The organism is Streptomyces sp. YIM 121038, assembly GCF_006088715.1.
Taxonomy (GTDB): Bacteria; Actinomycetota; Actinomycetes; order Streptomycetales; family Streptomycetaceae; genus Streptomyces.
This window is the reverse complement of the sequence record NZ_CP030771.1, coordinates 8961907-8980675: the sequence shown is the minus strand read 5'-3', so window position 1 is coordinate 8980675 and position 18769 is coordinate 8961907. Positions and strand designations below refer to the sequence as shown.

At 70.8% G+C, this 18769-nt stretch carries 26 protein-coding genes; 18 read left to right on the top strand and 8 right to left on the bottom strand.

Annotated features, from left to right (window positions below; all coding sequences use genetic code 11):
- The first annotated feature begins 19 nt into the window (after positions 1 to 19).
- The 8 genes from C9F11_RS37450 to C9F11_RS37415 are packed head-to-tail and all read left to right on the top strand — an operon-like array spanning position 20 to position 3752.
- The gene (locus C9F11_RS37450) at positions 20 to 256 is read left to right on the top strand and encodes a hypothetical protein (protein WP_138964149.1); all 237 of its coding nucleotides are present in this window, start codon (positions 20 to 22) and stop codon (positions 254 to 256) included.
- Positions 256 to 1044 (top strand): N-acetylmuramoyl-L-alanine amidase, encoded by a 789-nt coding sequence (locus C9F11_RS37445; protein ID WP_138964147.1) that lies wholly within the window; start codon positions 256 to 258, stop codon positions 1042 to 1044. The genes C9F11_RS37450 and C9F11_RS37445 overlap by 1 nt, the downstream gene beginning before the upstream one ends.
- A gap of 9 nt (positions 1045 to 1053) precedes the next feature.
- Positions 1054 to 1236, top strand: coding sequence for a hypothetical protein (locus C9F11_RS37440; RefSeq protein ID WP_138964145.1), 183 nt, complete (start codon positions 1054 to 1056; stop codon positions 1234 to 1236).
- A complete protein-coding gene (locus tag C9F11_RS37435; protein WP_138964143.1) occupies positions 1236 to 1676 on the top strand; it encodes a hypothetical protein in 441 nt (146 codons plus the stop codon). Before C9F11_RS37440 ends, C9F11_RS37435 begins: the two co-directional genes overlap by 1 nt.
- Positions 1673 to 2032, top strand: a complete 360-nt coding sequence (locus C9F11_RS37430; protein ID WP_138964141.1) for a hypothetical protein — start codon at positions 1673 to 1675, stop codon at positions 2030 to 2032. The genes C9F11_RS37435 and C9F11_RS37430 overlap by 4 nt, the downstream gene beginning before the upstream one ends.
- Positions 2033 to 2070: 38 nt before the next feature.
- The gene (locus C9F11_RS37425) at positions 2071 to 2517 is read left to right on the top strand and encodes a hypothetical protein (RefSeq protein WP_138964139.1); all 447 of its coding nucleotides are present in this window, start codon (positions 2071 to 2073) and stop codon (positions 2515 to 2517) included.
- A gap of 2 nt (positions 2518 to 2519) precedes the next feature.
- A complete protein-coding gene (locus tag C9F11_RS47670; protein ID WP_212767864.1) occupies positions 2520 to 3470 on the top strand; it encodes a hypothetical protein in 951 nt (316 codons plus the stop codon).
- A gap of 3 nt (positions 3471 to 3473) precedes the next feature.
- A complete protein-coding gene (locus C9F11_RS37415) occupies positions 3474 to 3752 on the top strand; it encodes a hypothetical protein (protein ID WP_138964137.1) in 279 nt (92 codons plus the stop codon).
- Positions 3753 to 3812: 60 nt separating this feature from the next.
- Here the strand turns inward: C9F11_RS37415 and C9F11_RS37410 are convergent, their stop codons facing one another.
- Positions 3813 to 3992: a hypothetical protein gene (locus C9F11_RS37410; protein WP_138964135.1), complete on the bottom strand. Its 180-nt coding sequence runs from the start codon at positions 3990 to 3992 to the stop codon at positions 3813 to 3815.
- Between the two features lie 66 nt (positions 3993 to 4058).
- Entirely contained in the window at positions 4059 to 4727 is a 669-nt protein-coding gene (locus C9F11_RS37405; RefSeq protein ID WP_138964133.1) for an HAD family hydrolase, read from the bottom strand.
- An 83-nt stretch (positions 4728 to 4810) separates the two neighbouring features.
- Here C9F11_RS37405 and C9F11_RS37400 point away from each other — a divergent pair, with 83 nt between their 5' ends.
- From C9F11_RS37400 to C9F11_RS37385, 4 genes are all read left to right on the top strand, one after another.
- Positions 4811 to 6013: a transcriptional regulator gene (locus C9F11_RS37400; RefSeq protein WP_138964131.1), complete on the top strand. Its 1203-nt coding sequence runs from the start codon at positions 4811 to 4813 to the stop codon at positions 6011 to 6013.
- Positions 6014 to 6117: 104 nt separating this feature from the next.
- Positions 6118 to 6591: a hypothetical protein gene (locus C9F11_RS37395; protein ID WP_138964129.1), complete on the top strand. Its 474-nt coding sequence runs from the start codon at positions 6118 to 6120 to the stop codon at positions 6589 to 6591.
- Positions 6588 to 6956 (top strand): hypothetical protein, encoded by a 369-nt coding sequence (locus C9F11_RS37390; protein WP_138964127.1) that lies wholly within the window; start codon positions 6588 to 6590, stop codon positions 6954 to 6956. Before C9F11_RS37395 ends, C9F11_RS37390 begins: the two co-directional genes overlap by 4 nt.
- Entirely contained in the window at positions 6953 to 7420 is a 468-nt protein-coding gene (locus C9F11_RS37385; RefSeq protein ID WP_138964125.1) for a hypothetical protein, read from the top strand. Before C9F11_RS37390 ends, C9F11_RS37385 begins: the two co-directional genes overlap by 4 nt.
- Before the next feature lie 7 nt (positions 7421 to 7427).
- Here C9F11_RS37385 and C9F11_RS37380 read toward each other — a convergent pair whose 3' ends face one another.
- Complete coding sequence (locus tag C9F11_RS37380) at positions 7428 to 7661, bottom strand: helix-turn-helix transcriptional regulator (protein WP_138964123.1); 234 nt, start codon at positions 7659 to 7661, stop codon at positions 7428 to 7430.
- Positions 7662 to 8676: 1015 nt separating this feature from the next.
- On the opposite strand from C9F11_RS37380, the gene C9F11_RS37375 reads away from it, so the two are divergent.
- Positions 8677 to 9009 (top strand): STAS domain-containing protein, encoded by a 333-nt coding sequence (locus C9F11_RS37375; RefSeq protein WP_249402046.1) that lies wholly within the window; start codon positions 8677 to 8679, stop codon positions 9007 to 9009.
- Positions 9010 to 9257: 248 nt separating this feature from the next.
- On the opposite strand, the gene C9F11_RS37370 is transcribed toward C9F11_RS37375, so the two are convergent.
- Positions 9258 to 9665, bottom strand: coding sequence for a MerR family transcriptional regulator (locus C9F11_RS37370; protein WP_138964119.1), 408 nt, complete (start codon positions 9663 to 9665; stop codon positions 9258 to 9260).
- 74 nt (positions 9666 to 9739) lie between these two features.
- Between C9F11_RS37370 and C9F11_RS37365 the strand changes: the two genes are divergently transcribed.
- The 4 genes from C9F11_RS37365 (at position 9740) to C9F11_RS49745 (ending at position 12049) form a co-directional block, all read left to right on the top strand.
- Positions 9740 to 10654: an NAD(P)-binding domain-containing protein gene (locus C9F11_RS37365; protein WP_138964117.1), complete on the top strand. Its 915-nt coding sequence runs from the start codon at positions 9740 to 9742 to the stop codon at positions 10652 to 10654.
- 185 nt (positions 10655 to 10839) lie between these two features.
- Positions 10840 to 11562, top strand: coding sequence for an alpha/beta hydrolase (locus tag C9F11_RS37355; protein WP_138964115.1), 723 nt, complete (start codon positions 10840 to 10842; stop codon positions 11560 to 11562).
- Positions 11563 to 11656: 94 nt separating this feature from the next.
- Positions 11657 to 11854: a hypothetical protein gene (locus tag C9F11_RS37350; RefSeq protein ID WP_138964113.1), complete on the top strand. Its 198-nt coding sequence runs from the start codon at positions 11657 to 11659 to the stop codon at positions 11852 to 11854.
- 66 nt (positions 11855 to 11920) lie between these two features.
- Complete coding sequence (locus tag C9F11_RS49745) at positions 11921 to 12049, top strand: hypothetical protein (protein ID WP_269078113.1); 129 nt, start codon at positions 11921 to 11923, stop codon at positions 12047 to 12049.
- A gap of 81 nt (positions 12050 to 12130) precedes the next feature.
- Here C9F11_RS49745 and C9F11_RS37345 read toward each other — a convergent pair whose 3' ends face one another.
- Genes C9F11_RS37345 through C9F11_RS37335 form a run of 3 tightly spaced genes read right to left on the bottom strand, consistent with a single transcriptional unit; the run spans position 12131 to position 15258 of the window.
- Positions 12131 to 13060, bottom strand: a complete 930-nt coding sequence (locus tag C9F11_RS37345; RefSeq protein WP_138964111.1) for a carbohydrate ABC transporter permease — start codon at positions 13058 to 13060, stop codon at positions 12131 to 12133.
- Positions 13057 to 13971 (bottom strand): sugar ABC transporter permease, encoded by a 915-nt coding sequence (locus tag C9F11_RS37340; RefSeq protein ID WP_138964109.1) that lies wholly within the window; start codon positions 13969 to 13971, stop codon positions 13057 to 13059. The genes C9F11_RS37345 and C9F11_RS37340 overlap by 4 nt, the downstream gene beginning before the upstream one ends.
- An 18-nt stretch (positions 13972 to 13989) precedes the next feature.
- Positions 13990 to 15258 carry an ABC transporter substrate-binding protein gene (locus tag C9F11_RS37335; protein WP_138964107.1) on the bottom strand — a complete coding sequence of 423 codons (1269 nt, stop codon included), beginning with the start codon at positions 15256 to 15258 and terminating at the stop codon, positions 13990 to 13992.
- Between the two features lie 276 nt (positions 15259 to 15534).
- Here C9F11_RS37335 and C9F11_RS37330 point away from each other — a divergent pair, with 276 nt between their 5' ends.
- Positions 15535 to 17583 (top strand): NPCBM/NEW2 domain-containing protein, encoded by a 2049-nt coding sequence (locus tag C9F11_RS37330; protein WP_171075963.1) that lies wholly within the window; start codon positions 15535 to 15537, stop codon positions 17581 to 17583.
- A 62-nt stretch (positions 17584 to 17645) separates the two neighbouring features.
- On the opposite strand, the gene C9F11_RS37325 is transcribed toward C9F11_RS37330, so the two are convergent.
- Positions 17646 to 18617: an ROK family protein gene (locus tag C9F11_RS37325; protein WP_138964105.1), complete on the bottom strand. Its 972-nt coding sequence runs from the start codon at positions 18615 to 18617 to the stop codon at positions 17646 to 17648.
- Between the last annotated feature and the right edge of the window lie 152 nt (positions 18618 to 18769).

Here is an 18769-nt window from a genome sequence, read left to right as displayed (position 1 = left end):
CTTCATGCACGGAGGTCCCATGTCCCATCCCGAGGCGACCGTCGGCCGCATCGTCCACTACGTCAGCCACGGCACCCCGGGCGGCGAGTACACCTCGCAGTGCCGGGCGGCCATCGTGACCGAGGCAGCCCAAGGCGACAGCGACTTGATCGGCCTCGCTGTGCTGAACCCCGAAGGGATGTTCTTCAACCGGTACGTGCTGGAATCGCAAGACGAGCGCCGCGGCGGCACCTGGCACTGGCCGGAGCGTGTGTGATGGCCGCGCCCCTGACCGCGTCCAGGCTGCTCGACGTACTGCGCGCTGAGGGCGTGCGGGTCGTCGAGGTCGGCGACTGGCGCACGCACAACCGCAATTCGAAGGGGCCGTGGGGCCCGGTACACGGCGTGATGATCCACCACACCGTCACGTCTGGCTCGGCCCGCACCGTCGCCATCTGCCGCGACGGCTACGCAGGCCTGCCTGGCCCGCTGTGCCACGGCGTCATCACCAAGGACGGCACGGTCCACCTCGTCGGCTACGGCCGCGCCAACCACGCGGGCCTCGGTGACGACGACGTGCTCCAGGCCGTCATCGCCGAGCGCGCGCTGCCCCCGGACAACGAGGCCAGCACCGACGGCAACCGCCACTTCTACGGCTTCGAGTGCGAGAACCTCGGCGACGGCGACGACCCCTGGCCGGGCGTCCAGGTGGAGGCGATCGTGCGCGCTGCGGCCGCGCTCTGCCGCGCGCACGGCTGGGGCAAGGCCGGGGCGACGTCCGTGATCGGGCACGCCGAGTGGCAGCCCGGCAAGAGCGACCCCAAGGGGCCCGGCATCACCATGACGGACGTGCGCGCCCGCGCGGCCGAGCGCCTGAAGCACCCTGCCACGTGGTCGCCCGGCGACCAGCTGCGCTACACGGTCCGCGCGGGCGACACCCTGTGGTCGATCGCCGCCTCCAAGCTCGGCGACGGCGCCCGCTGGCGCGAGATCGCCGACCTCAACCGGCTCCGGGACGCCGACGACATCGTGCCCGGCCAGAAGCTCACCCTCCCCAAGAGATGAGGAACGATCATGCGTATCTCCAGCATCGCCAAGTCGCTTATCGCCGGGCTCGCCGCCGGCGCAGCCGCCGCGGTCACCGCCGTCCAGGACGACGCGCTCGCCACCGGCGAGGTCGTCACGATCGTCCTCGCTGTCCTCGGCGCCTGGGGCATCACGTACGCCGTGCCCAACAAGCCCGGCCCGGGCGCCTGATGTGCGCGGCGGCCCGGCGGCTCGGCCAGCTGCTCGGCCGCCGCGGCGTCTTCCTCGCGATCGTCGGCACCGGCAAGACCTGCTGGGGCGTGGGCATGCTCGTCGACCCACCCCCGGGCCAGGGCCTGCGGCTGCTGACGAACCTGTGCGGCCTGCAGCACTGGGCATGGCTGTGGATCATCGCCGGTGTCATCACTGCCAGTTCGGCGTTCGTGCAGGTCGGCCGGGACTGGATCGGCTTCGTCGCCGCGCTGATTCCCCCCACCGTGTGGGCTATCTCCTACACCGTCGCCGTGATCAACGGCGACTACTCCCGCGGCGCGTACGTCGCTCTCTGGTACCTGACTTCGCACGTCGGGGTCATCATGTGGGCGGCCGCGGTGCCCGAGTATTCGGTCCCCCACGCGCCGAGACCCGCCCGGAAAGGCGGGACGCCATGACGGTGTGGGCGGGGATCGTGGCCGTGATCGGCACGGTCGGCATGGTGGTCGCCGGACTGTTCGCCGCGCGGGCGACGACACGGGCGGCGGCCGCGACGGCGGAGGCCACCCGGGCGGCCGCAGCCGCGACGGCCGAGCCGAACCAGCGGGCCGAGGACCGGGCCGCCTTCGAGGCGATCAAGAACGAACTGCGTTCGGACCTCTCCGCGACGAAGGAGGAAGTGCGGTCCCTGCGCGCGCTGGTGCGCTCCTTCGCCTGGTACGTCTCCGAGCTCACGAGCCAGATGCGCCGCCACGGCATCGAGCCGCCCGCGCCGCCCGACCGCGTCGACGAGTACAACCGCACCGGCGTCTGACCACCCCCACATCGACGTGCAAGACCTGGAGAGAGAGCATGGCCACCATCACCTTCAACACCGCGCTGGGGCGCGTCGCCGCGCTGGCCGCCCTGCCCGCTGCCAACGACGCGCTGGTCCTGGTGCCGCTGGAGGCGTCGGGGCTCGTCGCGGACTCGACGATGCGCGACTACGACACCCTCGCTGACCTGCTGGCGGGCGCCTCCAACGAGCAGACGTCGATCGGCCGCAAGACCCTCGCGTCCGTCACGGTCACGGTGAACGACACCGCCGACCGGGTCGAAGTCGACGCGGCCGACGTCACCTGGACCGCCCCCACCGGCACCCCGGTCGGCGCGGTGGTCATCGGCTACGTACCGGACACGACGACCCCGAGCGACGCCGCGATCATCCCGCTCACCAAGCACGATCTGAGCTGGACGCCGGACGGCAACAACTTCACGCTGACGGTCTCCGACTTCTACCGGGCCACCTCGGCCGCGTAACCGTGGCGAGCTTCAGCGACGACTTCAACCGCGCCAACAGCAGCGACCTGGGCGCCGGATGGTTGGAGGTATCCGGCGACTGGTCGATCACCTCCAACCAGCTGAGCCCGGGCGTGGACACCGGCACCGTCATCCTGCGCGCCGCGGGCGCGATGGACAGCAGCGACCACTCCGCGCAGGTCACGATCGCCGCCACCGCGGCGGCGAGCATGGGCGTGTGGTGCCGCGGCAACAGCAACATCAGCACCGGCTACCTGTGGCGCAACGACGGCAGCACCTGGGACCTGTTCAGCGTCGTCAGCAGCACCTTCACGCTGATCGGTACCTACGCTGCCCCCGCTGGCCCGGGCGATGTCGCGAAGGTGCAGGCCGTCGGCTCGACGATCAAGGCCTACGTCAACGGAGTCGAACGCGTCTCGGTCACCAACACCGCGGTCACGAGCGGCACCGGCGTCGGCATCCGCTCCGGCACCGCCAGCGGCATCCGCTACGACGACTTCGCCGCCGCCGACGTAACCACCGGCGCGGCCCTCGGCACCGCCAGCAGCACCGAGAGCGCCCAGCCCCTCGCGGGGGCGAAACAGGCCCCGCTCGGCATCGCGGGGGAGACCAGCACGGCGCAGCCGCTCACCGGCGCTAAGGCGGCCGTCCTGACGCCAGCCACCGAGCTGGAGGCTGCGCAGGCGCTCGCGGGGACCAAGACGGCCGCGCTCGCCCCCGCGACTGCTGTGGAGGCCGCGCAGCCCCTCACCGGGACGGTCACCGCGGTCCTCGGCACTGCCGCAGTCGTCGAGGCCGCGCTCGCGCTGACCGGCAGCAAGACCGTCGCGCTCGCGCCCGCGGTGGAGGTCGACACGGCGCGCCCGCTCACCGTGCGGTCCGCCACCACGCGCAGCCCGGAGCGCACGTACCGGATCCCCGCCGAGCACCGCACCCTGAGAGTCGGGAGGTAGGCCGTGCCGGACCGATTCGTCAAGGACCCGTCGGCGCTGCTGGATTACACCTGGGACTGGTCGGGCTGGCTCGACGCGGTCGCCGACACGATCAGCACGGCCACGGTCGCCGTGCCTGCCGGGCTGACGGCCGTCGGGGCGCCTGTCGTCGACGAGGCGGCCGTGACTCAGCGGATCTCGGGCGGGTCCCTCGGCGGCGCGTACACGGTGGTCTGCCAGATCATCACGGCTGGAGGGCTGATCGACGAGCGGTCGATCTACCTCACCATCGCCAACCGGTAGGACAACGGCTCAGGCCCCCTCTGCCTTCGGGCGGAGGGGGCCGCTTCGTCATGTCCGGAGTCAGGCCGCGGCGACGATGTCCGCGCGGGCGGCGGCGGCCCACTCGGCGAGCAGGCGTTCGTACAGGGCCCGTTGGGGGGCGGTGAGGCGGACGCGGGGGTCGCGCCAGAGGTTGCGGATGTCCTCGTTCACGGCCGCAGCAGGGCGCGCGGCGGCCCGGGGGCTGGGGTTGGGGGACATGCCTGCCAGCGTAGGCGGTCGCGCTGACAGCGGCCACGGCGCCGCCACCGTCTGGCCAATTCACAGTCAGGCCACGATGGCAGTGAGCACCGCGTCCATGTCCGTCAGCCCGTCGAGCACTGCGTCAGCACCAGCATCGCGGAGCTCATCCGCCGACGTGCGTCCCGTCGCAACAGCGACGACCCGGACGCCAGCCTCCAGCCCGCCCGCGACGTCCGCGGGCGTGTCCCCCAGGAACACCGCGTCCTCGCGCCGGGCGGAGTTCCGGGCCAGGGCCACGCGCAGGAGCTCGAGGCGCTCTTCCCCGTCCTCGCCGTACGCCCCGTCGTCCAGACGCAGGTAGTCATCGAGGCCGAAGACCGCGAGCTTCACCTCGGCGGCGCCGCGGACGTTGCCCGTCACCACGCTCTGCCGCAGGCCCTGCTCAGCGAGACGGTCGAGGACCGCAGCGGCTCCGGGCAACGCGTGCCCGCGCTCGCGCAGCTCGGCGACCCGTCGGACATGGACGGTGCTGAGCGCGTGAGCGAAGGACTCGAACAGCTCATCGTTGTAGGGCAGATCGTGCAGGCGCGCGGTCTCTCGCAGGATGACGCGCTCGGTCGACCCGGTGACGGACGCCTGCCTCCGCAGCTCAACTCCCGTGACCTCGCGGAAAGCCTGAGCCCACAGCTCGCCCCCCAGGCCCCTGGTGGCCATCAGCGTATGGTCGATGTCCCACAGCACCAGCTTCGTCACGGCGCCCCCTGTCTCGGCAGATTCGCGTGTCCCCGCGTAGCGGGAACCCTACGCTCAGGCAGTGAACGAGGAGTGTGGGCAGCATGGTTGCAGCGGATCTACCCATCGGGGACCGGATCAGGCACTACCGCGGAGGGCGTCGGCAGGACGCGATCGCCGGACTGGTCGGCATCTCGCCGGACTACCTGTCACAGATCGAGCGAGGCCTCAAGGTGCCATCGCTACCGATCCTGTACGCCCTCGCGCAGGAGTTGGGCGTGCCCACCGCAGCGCTGCTGTCTGAGCAGCCGCCCCCCGAGATCGAGACAGCGGACAGCCCCGAGACAGCCGTGGGTCGCGCGCTCCTCGGCTACGGCCCCGCCCGCAGCTCCACGCCCGTCGAGGCTGGTGTACTGAGGGACCGGGTAGAGACTGCGTGGCACAGCTGGCAGACCAGCGGCGAGCGGTTCACCACCGCGGCTGAGACGCTCCCGGGGCTGGTGGCCGACGTGGAGCACACGCTGCGCACTGTGCGTGCCAGCAGCGACGCCGGGGACCGCCGTGCGGTCCTGCGTGCAGCTGCTGATTTGTACTGTCTGCTCCGCTCCTACCTGCGCCGCATCGGCCGTGTCGACCTTGCCACGCTCGCGGCCGACCGGGCGATGAGGGCCGCCGAAGACGCTGACGATCCGCTGCGCATTGCCACTGCCCAGTGGAATCTGGGGCACGCGCTCCTCGCGGCGGGCCAGCCGTCCGAGGCGGAGGAAATGGCTCTGCGGGCGGCCGAGCAGGTGGCTACCGCTCAGATGCCGGAGGTGGAGCGCCAAGCGATGCGCGGCGCGCTCCAGCTGGTGGCCGTGCTCGGCGCGGCCCGTCGGCGGCGCTGGTGGGAGGCGCGCGAGCGACTGGTCGAGCACGCAGCGCCCGCAGCGCGCAAGGTGCCCGACAACAGCAACATCGGCTGGACGGTCTTCGGGTCGACGAACATCGCCCTGCACGCACTGTCCATCGAGATGGAAGCGGGAGAGACAGGAGAGGCTCTGCACACAGCGGACGCCATCGATACCGCTGGGCTTCCCTCGGTGGAGCGGGAGTTCACGTTCGGCCTGGAGGTGGCGGCCTGCCACAGCCAGCGGCGGGACGACGCCGCAGCACTCCTTTCCTTGCTCAGCCTGGAGGCGATCGCCCCAGAAGACCTGGCCCGGACGCCGCTTGCCCGGCAGCTGGTACTGACGGTGATCCGGCGGGCCCGAGCGATGCACGCACGGCAGGCGGAGAAACTCGCTGTACGGATGGGGCTCGTGTAGCTGCCGAGCCCGTGGCTCACCCGAGCTGACAGTTCGGGTGAGTCCGAGGAGGACTACTTACGGTCGCAGAAGTGATTCAGATCACCTGCAACTGTGAGGGCCCGATGACCACGCTTGAGGACAGGCAACTGCTCGCCGTATCGCAGTGGCTGGCGGACGCCGACCCGCGACCGGGCAACGCATGGGCGGAGTGGGAGAAACGCGGAGCCGCGCTGCTCCCGCTCGGCCGCCTCTTCGACGCGATCCGCATCCCGGCCGAGCAGGTCCACGACGTAGTAGGCAGCGACGCCGCGAAGACGGTGGCCAAGGTGCTGGCAGCCTGGCTCGACGGCCCGGTCATCCGGGATTCCCGCAGCAGCATGGGCCCGTACTACGTACTCATCGCGCCGGGCGCCGACTGGGACGGCCCGGCCGAGCGGCTCAGCACCGACACATACCTCGGCGTCCCGCGCCCGGGCCACTCCACGATGCTCTCCCGCTGGGTGGTGCTGCCGTCGTACCCCGGCGCCCTGTGCGACACCCGGTACGTGCACACGCTCCTCTCGACGACCGCCTCCCTCAGGACGGTGGGCCGATGATGACCGCCGACCAGCCCCGACTGGAGGAGCTCGTCGAGCTCGCCTTCAGTGCGCTCGCCGACCTGCCCAGGCCCGAGGACACCGCCACCCTGCACCGCCGCATCGTCGCGGAGATCCTCCTGCGCCTGCCTCAGGCAGAGCAGGCCGCGGCGGCCGAGCGTGTGCGCAGCGACGCCTGGTACACGCACCAGCGGGTGGTCGACGCGACGCACGACGCCCTGGCGATGGTGGGCGAGGAGCCGTCCCCGGGCGACGGTCCGACCGGCGCGGCGCTGCGCGTCGCCGAGCTCGCCCCCAGACTGCGGGCCCTGGCGGTGTACCCAGCCAGCGCCGGAGGGCACACCTGCCCGCCGAGGCCCCGGTGAGCGCGCCCGGCGTCGCCGAGACCCTGCTGCTGGCCATCGTCGAGCGCGGCCCCGCGCTGAGCGTCCAGCAAGTCCAGGGCAACGCCTGCGTGTGGTGCCCCGCGGTTCTGCTCCCCGGCGACGGCGTCGACATCCGCGGCGGCCGCACCGCCGAGCGGGACTGGTGGCCGCACGCCTGCAAGGCCTGCTACGCGAACAATCTCCGGTCCGTGGCGACGGCCCTCGACTGGAACGACCACCTGCTCGGCTGCGCCGCCTGCTGCCAGCACGCGCCGTGCTCCACCGTGGGCACCTTGCGCGCCGCGCACATAGAGGCCCGGCGCCGCATCGGGCGGCCGGCGGTCTGGTGCAGGGAGTGCCTGCGCGTGATGCGGTCCGACGAGCTGTGGCAGCCGCACTTGTGGCAGAGCCGCCGCGGGACGGAGCTCAGCTACCGGCACGCCGGCACCTGCCCGCAGCCCTGACCCTGAGTCAGCGGACGAGGTCGGCGAGCGGCACGTCGAGTGCATCGGCGATCAGGAGCAGATCGACGAGGGTGGGCACGCTGGACGCCACCTCGTAGCGGTGGATGGTCTTGTGGTCGCGGCCGATGCGTTCGCCGAGTTGGACCTGTGAGAGCTGCGCGTTGAGGCGTGCGGTGCGGATGCGGTCCCCGATGGCCCGGCGGCGGGTGAGTACCCAGGCGGGCATGGGGTCGAGTGGCACTCGCCCACCTTGTAAAGATCATGAGCAAGAGTCTTTACCTGGCCAGGTAAATTATGTGATCTTGACTGGGTCGCTGCGGCGGACCGCGCGCGACCTATCGCGAAAGCTGAACAGCGTGTGATCGGAACGCGCCCCGTGTGAATAGAGCGCAGTCACGTGCCGTGTGCACACACTCCCGGCACGTCGTGATCCGCAGTGAGATGAGGGGACCACCCCCGACAGGACCGGCGCGCGCCGAGACCCCGCCCGCGCCGTCGGCAGCCGCCCGCTCGCCGTGAGCACCCCCTCGTCGACGAGTGGGCGGCCCTGCCCTCTTGAGTAAGAACCAGCCATGGCTCAAACTCATCTATCTGGGGCAGGCATTTGACCGTGTCATGTGCCTGGCCAGTTTCGTTCTCCAGACGGCCAGAGTGGGGCGCTAAGTCCGCCTCCCCGGGTGGCGGCCCCACTCTGGTCCCCCACAGGAGAGAGCCCCCGGCGTAGCCGCCGGGGGCTCCTCTGTGCACATGGGAGAAAGATGGGAGATAGATCTTGCCCACCAAGGCTAACTGGACCCAACTGGAGCTAACTTGGGCCAACAGTCAAGGCTCCCACCTCGCAGGCAGGCAACTGACCAGCCCCTTCGCCAGCCACGCGTTTGATCCAGACGATCACGTTTCCCCCTCTTCTGTTGGCCCCAAGTGGCTTGCCCGCTACACAGTGCCACGGAAACCAGCACCTGATGAGCGCCGCCGACGCCAGACCAAAAGCCGCCAGATCATGTCAAGCCTCTCGCGACAACTTCGCCCCATCGAGTGGCACCGCCACCCCACGAATCGTTCCCGCACTGCGGGGCGGGCCCCCGCCCGCTACCGTGATCAGCCAGGCACCCCGGCCCCTGGTGACCTCCTCATTCCGGTTGCTTCACCGCATCCACCCCGGCCTCGCAGACCGGCCGGGGCCCGCCCTGGGGGGATTAGTGCATCAGGACGAACTGCGCGAATTCGCGTGCGAGATTCCGGACTTACCGCCTCGGGTGTACGAGTCCGGGGGCGGCGTCGTGGTGGAACTGCGCGGCGAGGTCGACCTCGTGGGCTTCCAGCAGGCGGCACCGGTACTCGATCCCGTCACCGCGGGCTCCGCGGAGACCGTCGTCATCGACCTGACCCACACGACGTTCATCGACTGCTCCGGCCTCGCCCTGCTCATGCGGGCGCGGCGCCGCCTCGCGTCGAGGGGCGCCGAGCTGCGGGTCGTGTGCCGCGATCCGATGGCGCTGCGCGTCATGGGCATCACCGGCCTTCGGGTGATCCTCGCGCCGGTGGCGTCGGTGCGCGAGGCACTGGAGCAGGCGGGGCCCGGCACCTAGCCGTCGGAGAGGGCGGGGGCGGCCCGGAGCCGCCCCGGCCGGGTCAGGACTGCGGCCGCTTTCCGTGGTTGGCCGCGTGCTTGCGGCGGGCCTTCTTCTTACGGCGTCGCTTCGAGGACATGCGTGCTCCTCTCCCTGCTGGTCAGGGCCTGTGCCTGAGCCGGAGTGTGTCTCCACCGTGGCACACCCCCGCCCCACCCGCGATTCGCCGCCCGCCTCGGGCCCCGGCGCCACGCAGAGCGCACACGTCACGCGGCGCCCGGCGCGGCGCTCGCGTAACAGGCGTCCGGGTCGTCGAGCGCGCCCGGCACCGTCGCGTTGATGATCTCGTCGAGACGGGCACGGGCGGCGAGCAGACCGGCGACGGCCTCGTCGATGCGGTCACGCTCCTTGGTGAGGTCCGGCAGCATCCCGGAACAGCCGGGGGCGAGGGCGCCGTCGTCGTCGATCATGCAGGGCAGCAGCTCCGCGATGGTGGCCGTGTTGAGGCCCGCGGCCAGCAGGACGCGGATGCCGCGCACCGTGACCACGTCGTCCTCCGTGTACTCGCGGTATCCGCTGGGCCGCCGCGCGGGAGCGAGCAGGCCCTGCTCCTCGTAGTAGCGCAACAGCCGCTGGCTGACGCCGGTCCGCCGGGAGAACCCACCCATGCGCATGTGATCACCACCACGTCTGTTGACTCTCGCGCCCGTTGACTCTCACATCGATGTGAGAGAGCAGTCTAGGCCGCATGACGCACCACGGAACATCAGCAGCCACGACTCCCACGACCCCCGTCTCCGTCGTCGGCCTCGGCCCCATGGGCCTGGTCCTCGCCGAGGTCCTCCTGGCCAAGGGCCACCCCACGACCGTCTGGAACCGCACCGAGGAACGGGCGAGCGGCCTCGTCGCCCAGGGCGCGCGGCTCGCCGGGAGCATCACCGACGCGGTGTCCGCGAGCCCCGTCACGCTCATGTGCCTCAACACCTACGACACGATGTACGAGGTCTTCGCCCCCGCCCACGACGCCCTGCGGGGCCGGGCCCTGGTGAACCTCAACTCCGGTACGCCACAGGAGGTCCACGCTGCCGTCGCCTGGGCGTCCGAGCGGGGCGCCGGCTATCTCGACGGCGCCATCATGGTGCCGCCGCCGCTGGTCGGGCGGCCCGACGCGGTCTTCCTGTACAGCGGCGACCGCGCCGTCTTCGACGAGTACCGGGCACCCCTGGCGAGCCTCGGCGACCCGCGCTTCATCGGCACGGACCCGGCGCTGGCCGTCCTGTACAACACGGCCCTGCTGCACATGATGTTCGCGAGCGTCAACGGCTTCCTCCAGGCCTCCGCCCTGGTCGGCTCCGCAGGGGTGTCCGCGGCCGACTTCTCGAAGCTCGCACTCGACTGGTTCACACCGACGGTCGTCGACCCGATGCTCGCCCGGTACGCACCCGCCCTGGACGAGGCCGACTACCCCGGCGAACTCGGCACGTTGGTGATGAACGCGAACGCCCTGGAACACATCACGCGGGCCAGCGCGGAGCAGGGCGTCCACACCGACCTGCCACGGCTGATGCACGAGGTCGCCGAACGCGCGATACGTCAGGGCTACGGCGAGCACAACTACCTCGCCGTCTACGAGGTGTTCAAGCAGGCGTCGCCCACGTCCTGACCGGGGCCTCCGGGAAAATCCGTTGGCGGGCCGCGGCGGGCGCTGCTACGTTTCCGAAGGCCGTGCGAGAGAGTGAGGAGGTGGTACCCGTGAACGTATCGACATGGGTGCTCCCCTCCGGGGTCACGGTCGGGCGGTAGGTCGTCCGGGAGCGCCGTTGCAGCGCACTCCCGAAAGGCACGACCATGCACATCACGTCCGAACGACGCCTCGACGACGGCGTCATCGAGCGCGAGTTCACCCTCGGCGAGATCCCCGGCACCCTGTGGACACCCGCGTCCGCCGCACCGGCCCCGCTGATCCTGATGGCCCACAACAACGGCCTGCCCAAGCGGGAACCGCGGCTGGTGGCCCGCGCCCGGCACTCCGCGGCGCACGGCTACGCGGTGGCCACCATCGATGCCGCCGGGTGCGGTGACCGGCCCCGCTCCGCAGCCGACGAGCGGGCCCGCGCCGACCTGCGCCGGGCGATGCGGGCCGGTGAACCGGTCGACGACATCTTCGAGTCCTTGGTCGGCTCGCTCGTCGCACAGGCGGTCCCGGAGTGGCGGACCACCCTGGACGCCCTCCTTCAGCTGCCCGGGATCGGCGGCCCGGTCGGGTACTCGGGGTGGACCGCCCTCGGCATCCGCCTCGCGGTGACCGAGCCGCGCATCGCGGCCGCCGGCTTCTTCGCCGGGGGGTACGTGCCCCGCGCCCAGCGCGAGGAGGCCCGGCAGGTCGCCGTTCCGCTGCTGCTCCTGTTGCAGTGGGACGACGAGGGCAACCCCCGGCAGCGGGCCCTCGACCTGTTCGACGCCTTCGGCACCGCGCAGAAGACGCTGCACGCCAATCCGGGCGGGCACACCGGCACCCCGTGGTTCGAGGTGGAGGACGGGGGCCGCTTCTTCGACCGGCACCTGAGGTAGGGCCGGTGCCGGACCGCCACGCCGGTGAAACGCCTCCTCAACCCGGCGGGATCTTCGTGGTAGTCGTGGAGGTCCAGTCGTCGAGAGGGATGTCATGGCTGACGAGCCTGTGCCTGGCCGGTTGGGCGTGGAGATGCGGGAGGCGGTGTTCCCCGACGGAACGAAGGGCGTGATCACGGTGCGGGCGGGCCTGCCCCAGGCCGAGGTGGACGCCCTCGCGGCCGAGGTCTGGACCGCAACCCCCACCAAGCCGGACGACACCCCGGCGCCCCGCGGCCCGTCCGCCCCCTGACGGTGGCGGCCGCCCGGATCCGGGATCATGGGCTCGGACGAGCCACGACCGAGACGAGGACGCCACGTGAACTCCATGGCCCTCTTCCTCCCCGAAGCGGGAGCCATCCCTCCGTGGCTGCGGGTCACGGCCGGGGTCGTGGTGCTCGGCCTGGCGGCGCTCCGCGTCTGGTTCCTCATCCGGCGTCGGCGGTAGCCCGCTCGCCCTCGCCCGGCCCGGTACGGTCGCAGCGCACCCCGGCACGTCCGTGCCGGGGTGCGCTGTTCCAGGTCGGCCTCAGCCCTTGCTCGACCCCAAGGTCAGACCCGCGATGAAGTGGCGTTGCAGGAGGAGGAACACCAGGATCGTCGGGAGCGCCACCAGGACGGAGCCTGCCGCCAGGAGGTTGTAGTCGGTGAAGAACTGGCCGCGGAGGTTGTTCAGGGACGAGGTGATGGGGAGCTTGTCGGGGTTGGAGATGAAGATGAGGGCCCAGAGGAAGTCGTTGTAGATCCAGGTGAATTCGAGGGTGGCCAGGGCCGCGAGGGCCGGGCGGCACAGCGGCAGGGTGATGCGCCAGAACTGCGTCCACACCCCGGCCCCGTCGACGACCGCGGCCTCCAGGATCTCCTTGGGCAGGGTGCGCATGAACTGGGAGAGGACGAAGACGCAGAAGCCCACCTGGAAGCCGATGTTGACGAGGATGACCGCCCAGTACGAGTCGTAGAGGGTCATCGAGTCCGACATCCACCAGGGCAGGTCGACCTTCAGGAAGAGGACGTAGAGCGGGGTCACGAGGACCTGTGGCGGGAGTAGGTTGCCTGCCGTGAAGAACATGAGCAGCGCGAGGCCGCCGCGGATGTTCAGACGGGAGACCGCGAAGGCGACGAAGGCCGCGAGGAACAGCGTGACGAGCACCGCGGGCACGGCGATGATCAGCGTGTTGGTGAAGTACTTGCCCATGCCGGAGGCGGTGTAGGCCTCGCGGTAGTAGGCGAAGGACAGCTTGTCCGGCCAGGAGAAGTAGCCGTCCCGGGCGGTCTCCTCGTACGGGCGCAGGCTGGCGTAGACGGCGAGGAGCAGCGGGGCGACGAACGCCAGGCAGACCGCGGACAGGAAGAGGTGGACGCCGTATCTGCCCCGGCGCGGGCGGGGTCGCGGCGCGGCGCCCCGGAGGCTCGGCGTCACGTCGCCGGCCCGTGTCGTGGACTTCAGGTCCGCGGTCATTTCTCGCGCGCCCCTCTCAGCTCCTGGACCAGGAACGTCACGATGAAGCCCAGCGAGACGCCGAGCAGTACGACCGCGATGGCCGAGCCGAAGCCGATGCGGCTGGCCTCCCCGATGATGTTGTCGGTGATGAGGACGGAGAGCAGTTCCAGGCCGTTGCGGCCCTTGTTCACCGCGTACACGATGTCGAAGGCGCGCAGCGCTTCGATGACCGTGATGACGCCCACGATGACGTTGACGGGGCGCAGGGTGGGGAAGGTGACGCGGAAGAAGGTCTGGCGCTCGTTCGCGCCGTCGATCGCCGCGGCCTCCTTCAGCTCGGGGTCGACGGACTTCAGCCCGGCCAGGTACAGGATCATCACGTAGCCGGTGTGCCGCCAGCTCGCGGCGAGCATCATCATCCACAGGTTGATGTCGGAGTCGCCGAGCCAGTCGACGGGGTCCTGCTCGTTGCCGAGGACGGTGTTGACCACGCCCTGGTCGGTGCCGAGCAGCAGTTGCGCCATGAAGCCGACGACGGCGAGCGACAGCACGACCGGCAGGTAGATCACGGACTGGTAGAAGCGGCTGAAGCGGATGCCCCGGTCGATGAGGACCGCGAGGAGGAGCCCGAAGGGCGTCGCGACGAGCCCGAGGAAGGCGATCCACAGCAGGTTGTGACGGACGGCGGGCCAGAACGCGGGATAGTCCTGGACCAGGTTCTCGTAGTTGTCGCCGCCCACCCAGTGGATGTCCCCGATGCCGTCCCAGGACGTGAAGGACAGGCCGACGGAGGCGAGGGCGGGCCCCCAGACGATGAGGACGTCCAGCAGGACGGGCAGGCCCAAGAGCGCGCCGAGAACGGCGATGTCGCGGCGTGTGAAACGCCGCGTCGTACGCCGTCCGGCGCGCCGCGCGGTGTTCTGCGGCACGGAGTGCGCTCCCCTGACTCAGCTCACGGACGTGGAGAAGATGTCCTTCTTCTGCCGTTCGATCCTGTTGCACAGACCGTCGACGTCCTTGGGGTCGTCGATGAAGTCCTGCAGCGCCTTGATCATGACGGTCTGGGCGAAGTCGGGACGGGTGTCGCGGTCCAGGAACTGGGAGATCTGCTTCGCCTCGGCGACCAGTTCGGCGGACTTCTTCTGCAGCGGGCTGTACTTGCTGGTGTCCGCGTCCTCGTTGACGGCGACGTTGTTCGGGTCGCCCTTGAGATAGGCGTCCTCGGCCTCCGCCGTGCCGAGCCACTTCATGAAGTCCTTGGCGCCTTCCACGTTCCTCGACTTCTTCGGGACGAGGAATCCGTCGATGGGAGCCTCCACGGCGTCCTGGCCGTACTGCGGGTCGATCTCGGGGAAGGCGAAGAAGTCGATGTCGTCGCGCTCGCCCTCCGGGAACTGGCTGCCGGGGTGCGGCATGCCGAACACCGCCATGCCGGTCCTGCGGCGCTGGAGGCCCTGTCCGGCCTCCTCCCAGGTCCGGCCGAGGGCGCCCTTCTGGTAGTACGGCATGAGTTCACGCCACAGGTCGAAGACCTTCTTGACCTTCCGGTCGGTCCACGCCTCCTCGCCCGCCATCAGGCGCTTGTGGAAGTCGTAGCCGTTGAGCCGCAGGTCGATGTAGTCGAAGGTGCCCATCGCCGGCCAGCCGTCCTTGTCGCAGAAGGCGACGGGGATGCCGTCCTTGTGCATCTTCTTGGCGAGCGCGATGAACTGGTCCCAGTTCCCGGCCTGTTCGTATCCCTGCTTCTCGAAGAGGCTCTTCCGGTGGAAGACCGCCCACGGGTAGTAGTAGTACGGCACGAAGTACTGTTTCCCGTCGTGCGTGGACTGGTCCCGCAGTGCCTGCGAAAAGCCCCGGAAGCCCTTCCACACGTCGCTGATCTCGACCAGCAGGCCCTTCTCGGCGAAGTACTGCATGCGGTAACCGGCGAACCACATGAAGACGTTGTCGGGCGATCCTTGCAGATAGCGCGTGATGTTCTGCTGGAATTCGTTGTGCTCTGTGGTGTTGACCTTGACGCGCTTGTCGCTCTCCTTCTCGTACGCCTTGAAGGCCTGCGCGAAGGCCGCCTTGGGCACGGCGTCCGAGGAGTTGGAGCCCACCGTCACCTCGTTCTTGTCGCCGCCGGGCCCGTCGCCGCAGGCGGTGAGCAGGGCGGGGAGCGTCACCGCCCCGGCGCCGAGGGCGGTACCGCGCAGGAGGGTCCGGCGGGACATCGGATGTCCATTCACATTCCGGGGGGCGGTCGGACCGTGGGACCCGGTGAAATCTGACTGTGCCATGTCCCCCTCCTCGGGGTGCAACCCAACACAACCGAACGCAAGGCTTGGATCTCACTCCCAAGAGTCACCGCCGTCAAGGGTTCTGACGGCAAATGCTCGAACCGTTACCCCTCCTCTTCCAACAGACTTCAACACGCTCTACCGTAAGCGCGCACGACTGACACGTACATGGAGACATCCCATCTTCCGCGAGTACGGAGGAACGTAACGATGCGTCACCTTCCCACCCGCACATCCCGCCGAAGAGTGGTCGGATCCCTCACCGCGGCGCTGCTCTGCGCGGCGGGGCTCGCCTCGCCCGCCGTGGCGGGCGAGGCACCGGGCCCGCGGGCCGCGGGCGCCGACGGGCCCCGGCTGCCCGACGGCCTCGCGCTGACCCCGCCGATGGGCTTCAACAACTGGAACGCCACGCACTGCCGCGCCGAGTTCGACGAGGCGATGGTCAAGGGGATCGCCGACCTCTTCGTGTCCAAGGGCCTCAAGGACGCGGGCTACCAGTACGTCAACCTCGACGACTGCTGGGCCCTGCCGCAGCGCGACGCGAACGGCAAGCTCGTGCCCGACCCGAAGAGGTTCCCCGGCGGCATCAAGGCCGTCGCCGACTACGTGCACGGCAAGGGCCTCAAGCTCGGCATCTACACCAGCGCGGGCACCAAGACCTGCAACCAGGCGGGCTTCCCCGGGGCGCTCGGCCACGAGCGCAGCGACGCACGGCAGTTCGCGGAGTGGGGCGTCGACTACCTCAAGTACGACAACTGCAATAACCAGGGCGTGGACGCCAAGGAGCGCTACATCGCCATGCGCGACGCCCTCAAGGCCGCGTCCGAGAGCACGGGGCGCCCCATCGTCTACAGCATCTGCGAGTGGGGCGAGAACAAGCCCTGGGAGTGGGCCTCCGGCGTCGGCCACCTGTGGCGCACGACGGGTGACATCAGCGACAACTGGAACTCCATGCTCTCCATCATGAAGCGGAACCTGCCGCTCGCGCGCTACGCGGGCCCCGGCCGCTGGAACGACCCGGACATGCTCGAAGTCGGCAACGGCGGAATGACCGACACCGAGTACCGCACGCACTTCTCCATGTGGTCGATCATGGCCGCACCCCTGCTCATCGGCTCCGACCTGCGCAAGGTCTCGCCCCAGACCTTCGAGATCCTCGGCAACAAGGAAGTCGTCGCCGTCGACCAGGACCCGCTCGGCAAGCAGGGCACCGTCCTCTCCTCCACCGGCGGGCGCTGGGTCGTCGCCAAGGAGATGAAGGACGGCAGCCGCGCGGTCGCGCTGTTCAACGAGACCGGGAGCCCCCAGCGCGTCGCCACGACCGCGAAGGCCGTCGGCCTGCCGCAGGCCGCCGGCTACACGCTGCGCGACCTGTGGAAGCACGAGAGCTTCAACACCGCGGGGGCCATCTCCGCGACCGTGCCCGCGCACGGCACCGTCCTGGTGCGCGTCGCCGCCGACGGCACGTGGGCCGACAAGCCCCCGGCCGTCGAACTCGGCCTCGACGGCGGCGCGTTGGTCGAGGCGGGAAGGCCCGAGGAGCTCACCACCCGTGTCACCGACCTCGGCCGCACCCCCGCGCGCGACGTCCGCGCACGCCTCAGCGGCCCCGCGGGCTGGCAGGTGAAGGCGACGTCACCCACCGGCGCGGCGGCGCTGCCCACCGGCAAGGCCCTCACCACTTCCTGGACCGTGACGGCACCCGCGGGCACGCCCACCGGCGCGTACGCCTTCGAGCTCAAGACGACCCACCGCGGCCCGGGCGGCCGCCAGGTCGAGAGCGCGCTGCCCCTGACGGCCCAGGTGGTGACCGCGCCCCCGGCGGGCCGCTCCGCCCTGAGCGACCTGCCGTGGATCTCCACCACCAACGGCTGGGGCCCCGTCGAGAAGGACACCAGCAACGGCGAGAGCCGGGCGGGCGACGGCAATCCGCTCACCATCGACGGCAAGGTGTACGCCAAGGGGCTCGGCGTCCACGCCGAGAGCGACATCGCCTACTACGCGGGCGGCGCCTGCGAGCGGCTGACCGCACAGGTCGGTCTCGACGACGAGAAGCTCCTCAAGGGCACCGTCGCCTTCGAGGTCTGGGCCGACGGCGAGAAGGCCGCGTCCACCGGCGTCCTCACCAACCAGCTGCCCGCGCAGACCGTTTCCGCCGACGTCAGCGGCGCCGAGGTGGTGCGCCTCGTCGTCACCGACGGCGGCGACGGCATCGACTCCGACCACGCGGACTGGGCGGAGCCCGTCCTCAGCTGCTGAGCGACTCGCCGGGCGCCGGAGCCCGCTCGCGCCGGGCGCCGCGCGAGCGGGCTCCGGTCCGCTCAGCCGTTGACGGCGGACGGCAGCCGGGGCACCGCCGGGTCGGGGAAGGCCCGCAGCGCGGCCGCCGCCGCGCCCACCAGACCCGCGTCCGTGCCCATCAGGGCCGGGGCGACCGTCAGTTGGCGTACGAAGGACAGCGCGGCGTAGTCCCGCAGGGCTCGGCGCAGCGGCGCGAACAGGACGTCGCCCGCCATCGCCACGCCCCCGCCGATCACCGCGATGTCGATCTCGACGAGCGTGGCGGTGGCGGCGATGCCGGCCGCGAGCGCCTGGGCGGCCCGGTCGAAGGACGCCGTGGCGACCGCGTCGCCCGCGCGGGCCGCGAGCGCCACGGCGGCCGCGGAGGTGTCGCCGTCCGGGCCCGGCCGCCAGCCCGCCTCCAGGGCGCGCCGGGCGATGTTCGGGCCGCTCGCTATCCGTTCGACGCAGCCGCGGGCGCCGCAGGGACACGGGTCGCCGTCCAGGTCGACGCAGATGTGGCCGATGTGGCCCGCGTTTCCGGTGGGGCCGGGGTGCAGCGAGCCGCCCAGGATCAGGCCGCCGCCGACGCCGGTGGAGACCACCATGCACAGGGCGTTGTCGTGACCCCGGGCGGCACCTTGCCAGTGCTCGGCGGCCGTCATCGCCACGCCGTCGCCCACCAGCTCCACCGGCAGGCCGTCCGTGGCGGCGCGCACCCGCTCCACCAGGGGATAGCCGCGCCAGCCGGGCACGTTGACGGGGCTGACCGTGCCCGCCGACGCGTCCACGGGGCCCGCGCTGCCGATCCCGACGGCGCGCACCTGGGCCCACGCCTCCCCGGCCGCGAGCTCGCCGAGCACGTCCTGGACCGCCCGCATCACGGTGTCGCCGTCCTCGCGCGCGGGCGTCGGCCGCTGGGTGCGCAGCAGGATCCGGCCGCGGCCGTCCACCAGGGCTCCGGCGATCTTGGTGCCGCCGATGTCGAGTGCGGCGACGAGGTCCGTGGGCATCACTGTCAGATCTCCTGGTGAAAGGGCAGGCCGGAGAGTGCGGGGGGACAGTCTCTCGTGCATCTGACAACGTTGTCCAGGTTCTATGCTCGATGCCACACGGCGGGCCCTTGCGCCCACCGCCGGAACCGCGGCCCCCGCCTCGGCAGCGC

Excerpts from the sequence above, each read along its gene's own strand:
- C9F11_RS37450 (WP_138964149.1), top strand. The coding sequence starts at position 20 with ATGTCCCATCCCGAGGCGACCGTCGGCCGCATCGTCCACTACGTCAGC.
- C9F11_RS37445 (WP_138964147.1), top strand. The coding sequence starts at position 256 with ATGGCCGCGCCCCTGACCGCGTCCAGGCTGCTCGACGTACTGCGCGCT.
- C9F11_RS37440 (WP_138964145.1), top strand. The coding sequence starts at position 1,054 with ATGCGTATCTCCAGCATCGCCAAGTCGCTTATCGCCGGGCTCGCCGCC.
- C9F11_RS37435 (WP_138964143.1), top strand. The coding sequence starts at position 1,236 with ATGTGCGCGGCGGCCCGGCGGCTCGGCCAGCTGCTCGGCCGCCGCGGC.
- C9F11_RS37430 (WP_138964141.1), top strand. The coding sequence starts at position 1,673 with ATGACGGTGTGGGCGGGGATCGTGGCCGTGATCGGCACGGTCGGCATG.
- C9F11_RS37425 (WP_138964139.1), top strand. The coding sequence starts at position 2,071 with ATGGCCACCATCACCTTCAACACCGCGCTGGGGCGCGTCGCCGCGCTG.
- C9F11_RS37410 (WP_138964135.1), bottom strand. The coding sequence starts at position 3,992 with ATGTCCCCCAACCCCAGCCCCCGGGCCGCCGCGCGCCCTGCTGCGGCC.
- C9F11_RS37400 (WP_138964131.1), top strand. The coding sequence starts at position 4,811 with ATGGTTGCAGCGGATCTACCCATCGGGGACCGGATCAGGCACTACCGC.
- C9F11_RS37395 (WP_138964129.1), top strand. The coding sequence starts at position 6,118 with ATGACCACGCTTGAGGACAGGCAACTGCTCGCCGTATCGCAGTGGCTG.
- C9F11_RS37390 (WP_138964127.1), top strand. The coding sequence starts at position 6,588 with ATGATGACCGCCGACCAGCCCCGACTGGAGGAGCTCGTCGAGCTCGCC.
- C9F11_RS37370 (WP_138964119.1), bottom strand. The coding sequence starts at position 9,665 with ATGCGCATGGGTGGGTTCTCCCGGCGGACCGGCGTCAGCCAGCGGCTG.
- C9F11_RS37365 (WP_138964117.1), top strand. The coding sequence starts at position 9,740 with ATGACGCACCACGGAACATCAGCAGCCACGACTCCCACGACCCCCGTC.
- C9F11_RS37355 (WP_138964115.1), top strand. The coding sequence starts at position 10,840 with ATGCACATCACGTCCGAACGACGCCTCGACGACGGCGTCATCGAGCGC.
- C9F11_RS37350 (WP_138964113.1), top strand. The coding sequence starts at position 11,657 with ATGGCTGACGAGCCTGTGCCTGGCCGGTTGGGCGTGGAGATGCGGGAG.
- C9F11_RS37345 (WP_138964111.1), bottom strand. The coding sequence starts at position 13,060 with ATGACCGCGGACCTGAAGTCCACGACACGGGCCGGCGACGTGACGCCG.
- C9F11_RS37335 (WP_138964107.1), bottom strand. The coding sequence starts at position 15,258 with ATGTCCCGCCGGACCCTCCTGCGCGGTACCGCCCTCGGCGCCGGGGCG.
- C9F11_RS37330 (WP_171075963.1), top strand. The coding sequence starts at position 15,535 with ATGCGTCACCTTCCCACCCGCACATCCCGCCGAAGAGTGGTCGGATCC.
- C9F11_RS37325 (WP_138964105.1), bottom strand. The coding sequence starts at position 18,617 with ATGCCCACGGACCTCGTCGCCGCACTCGACATCGGCGGCACCAAGATC.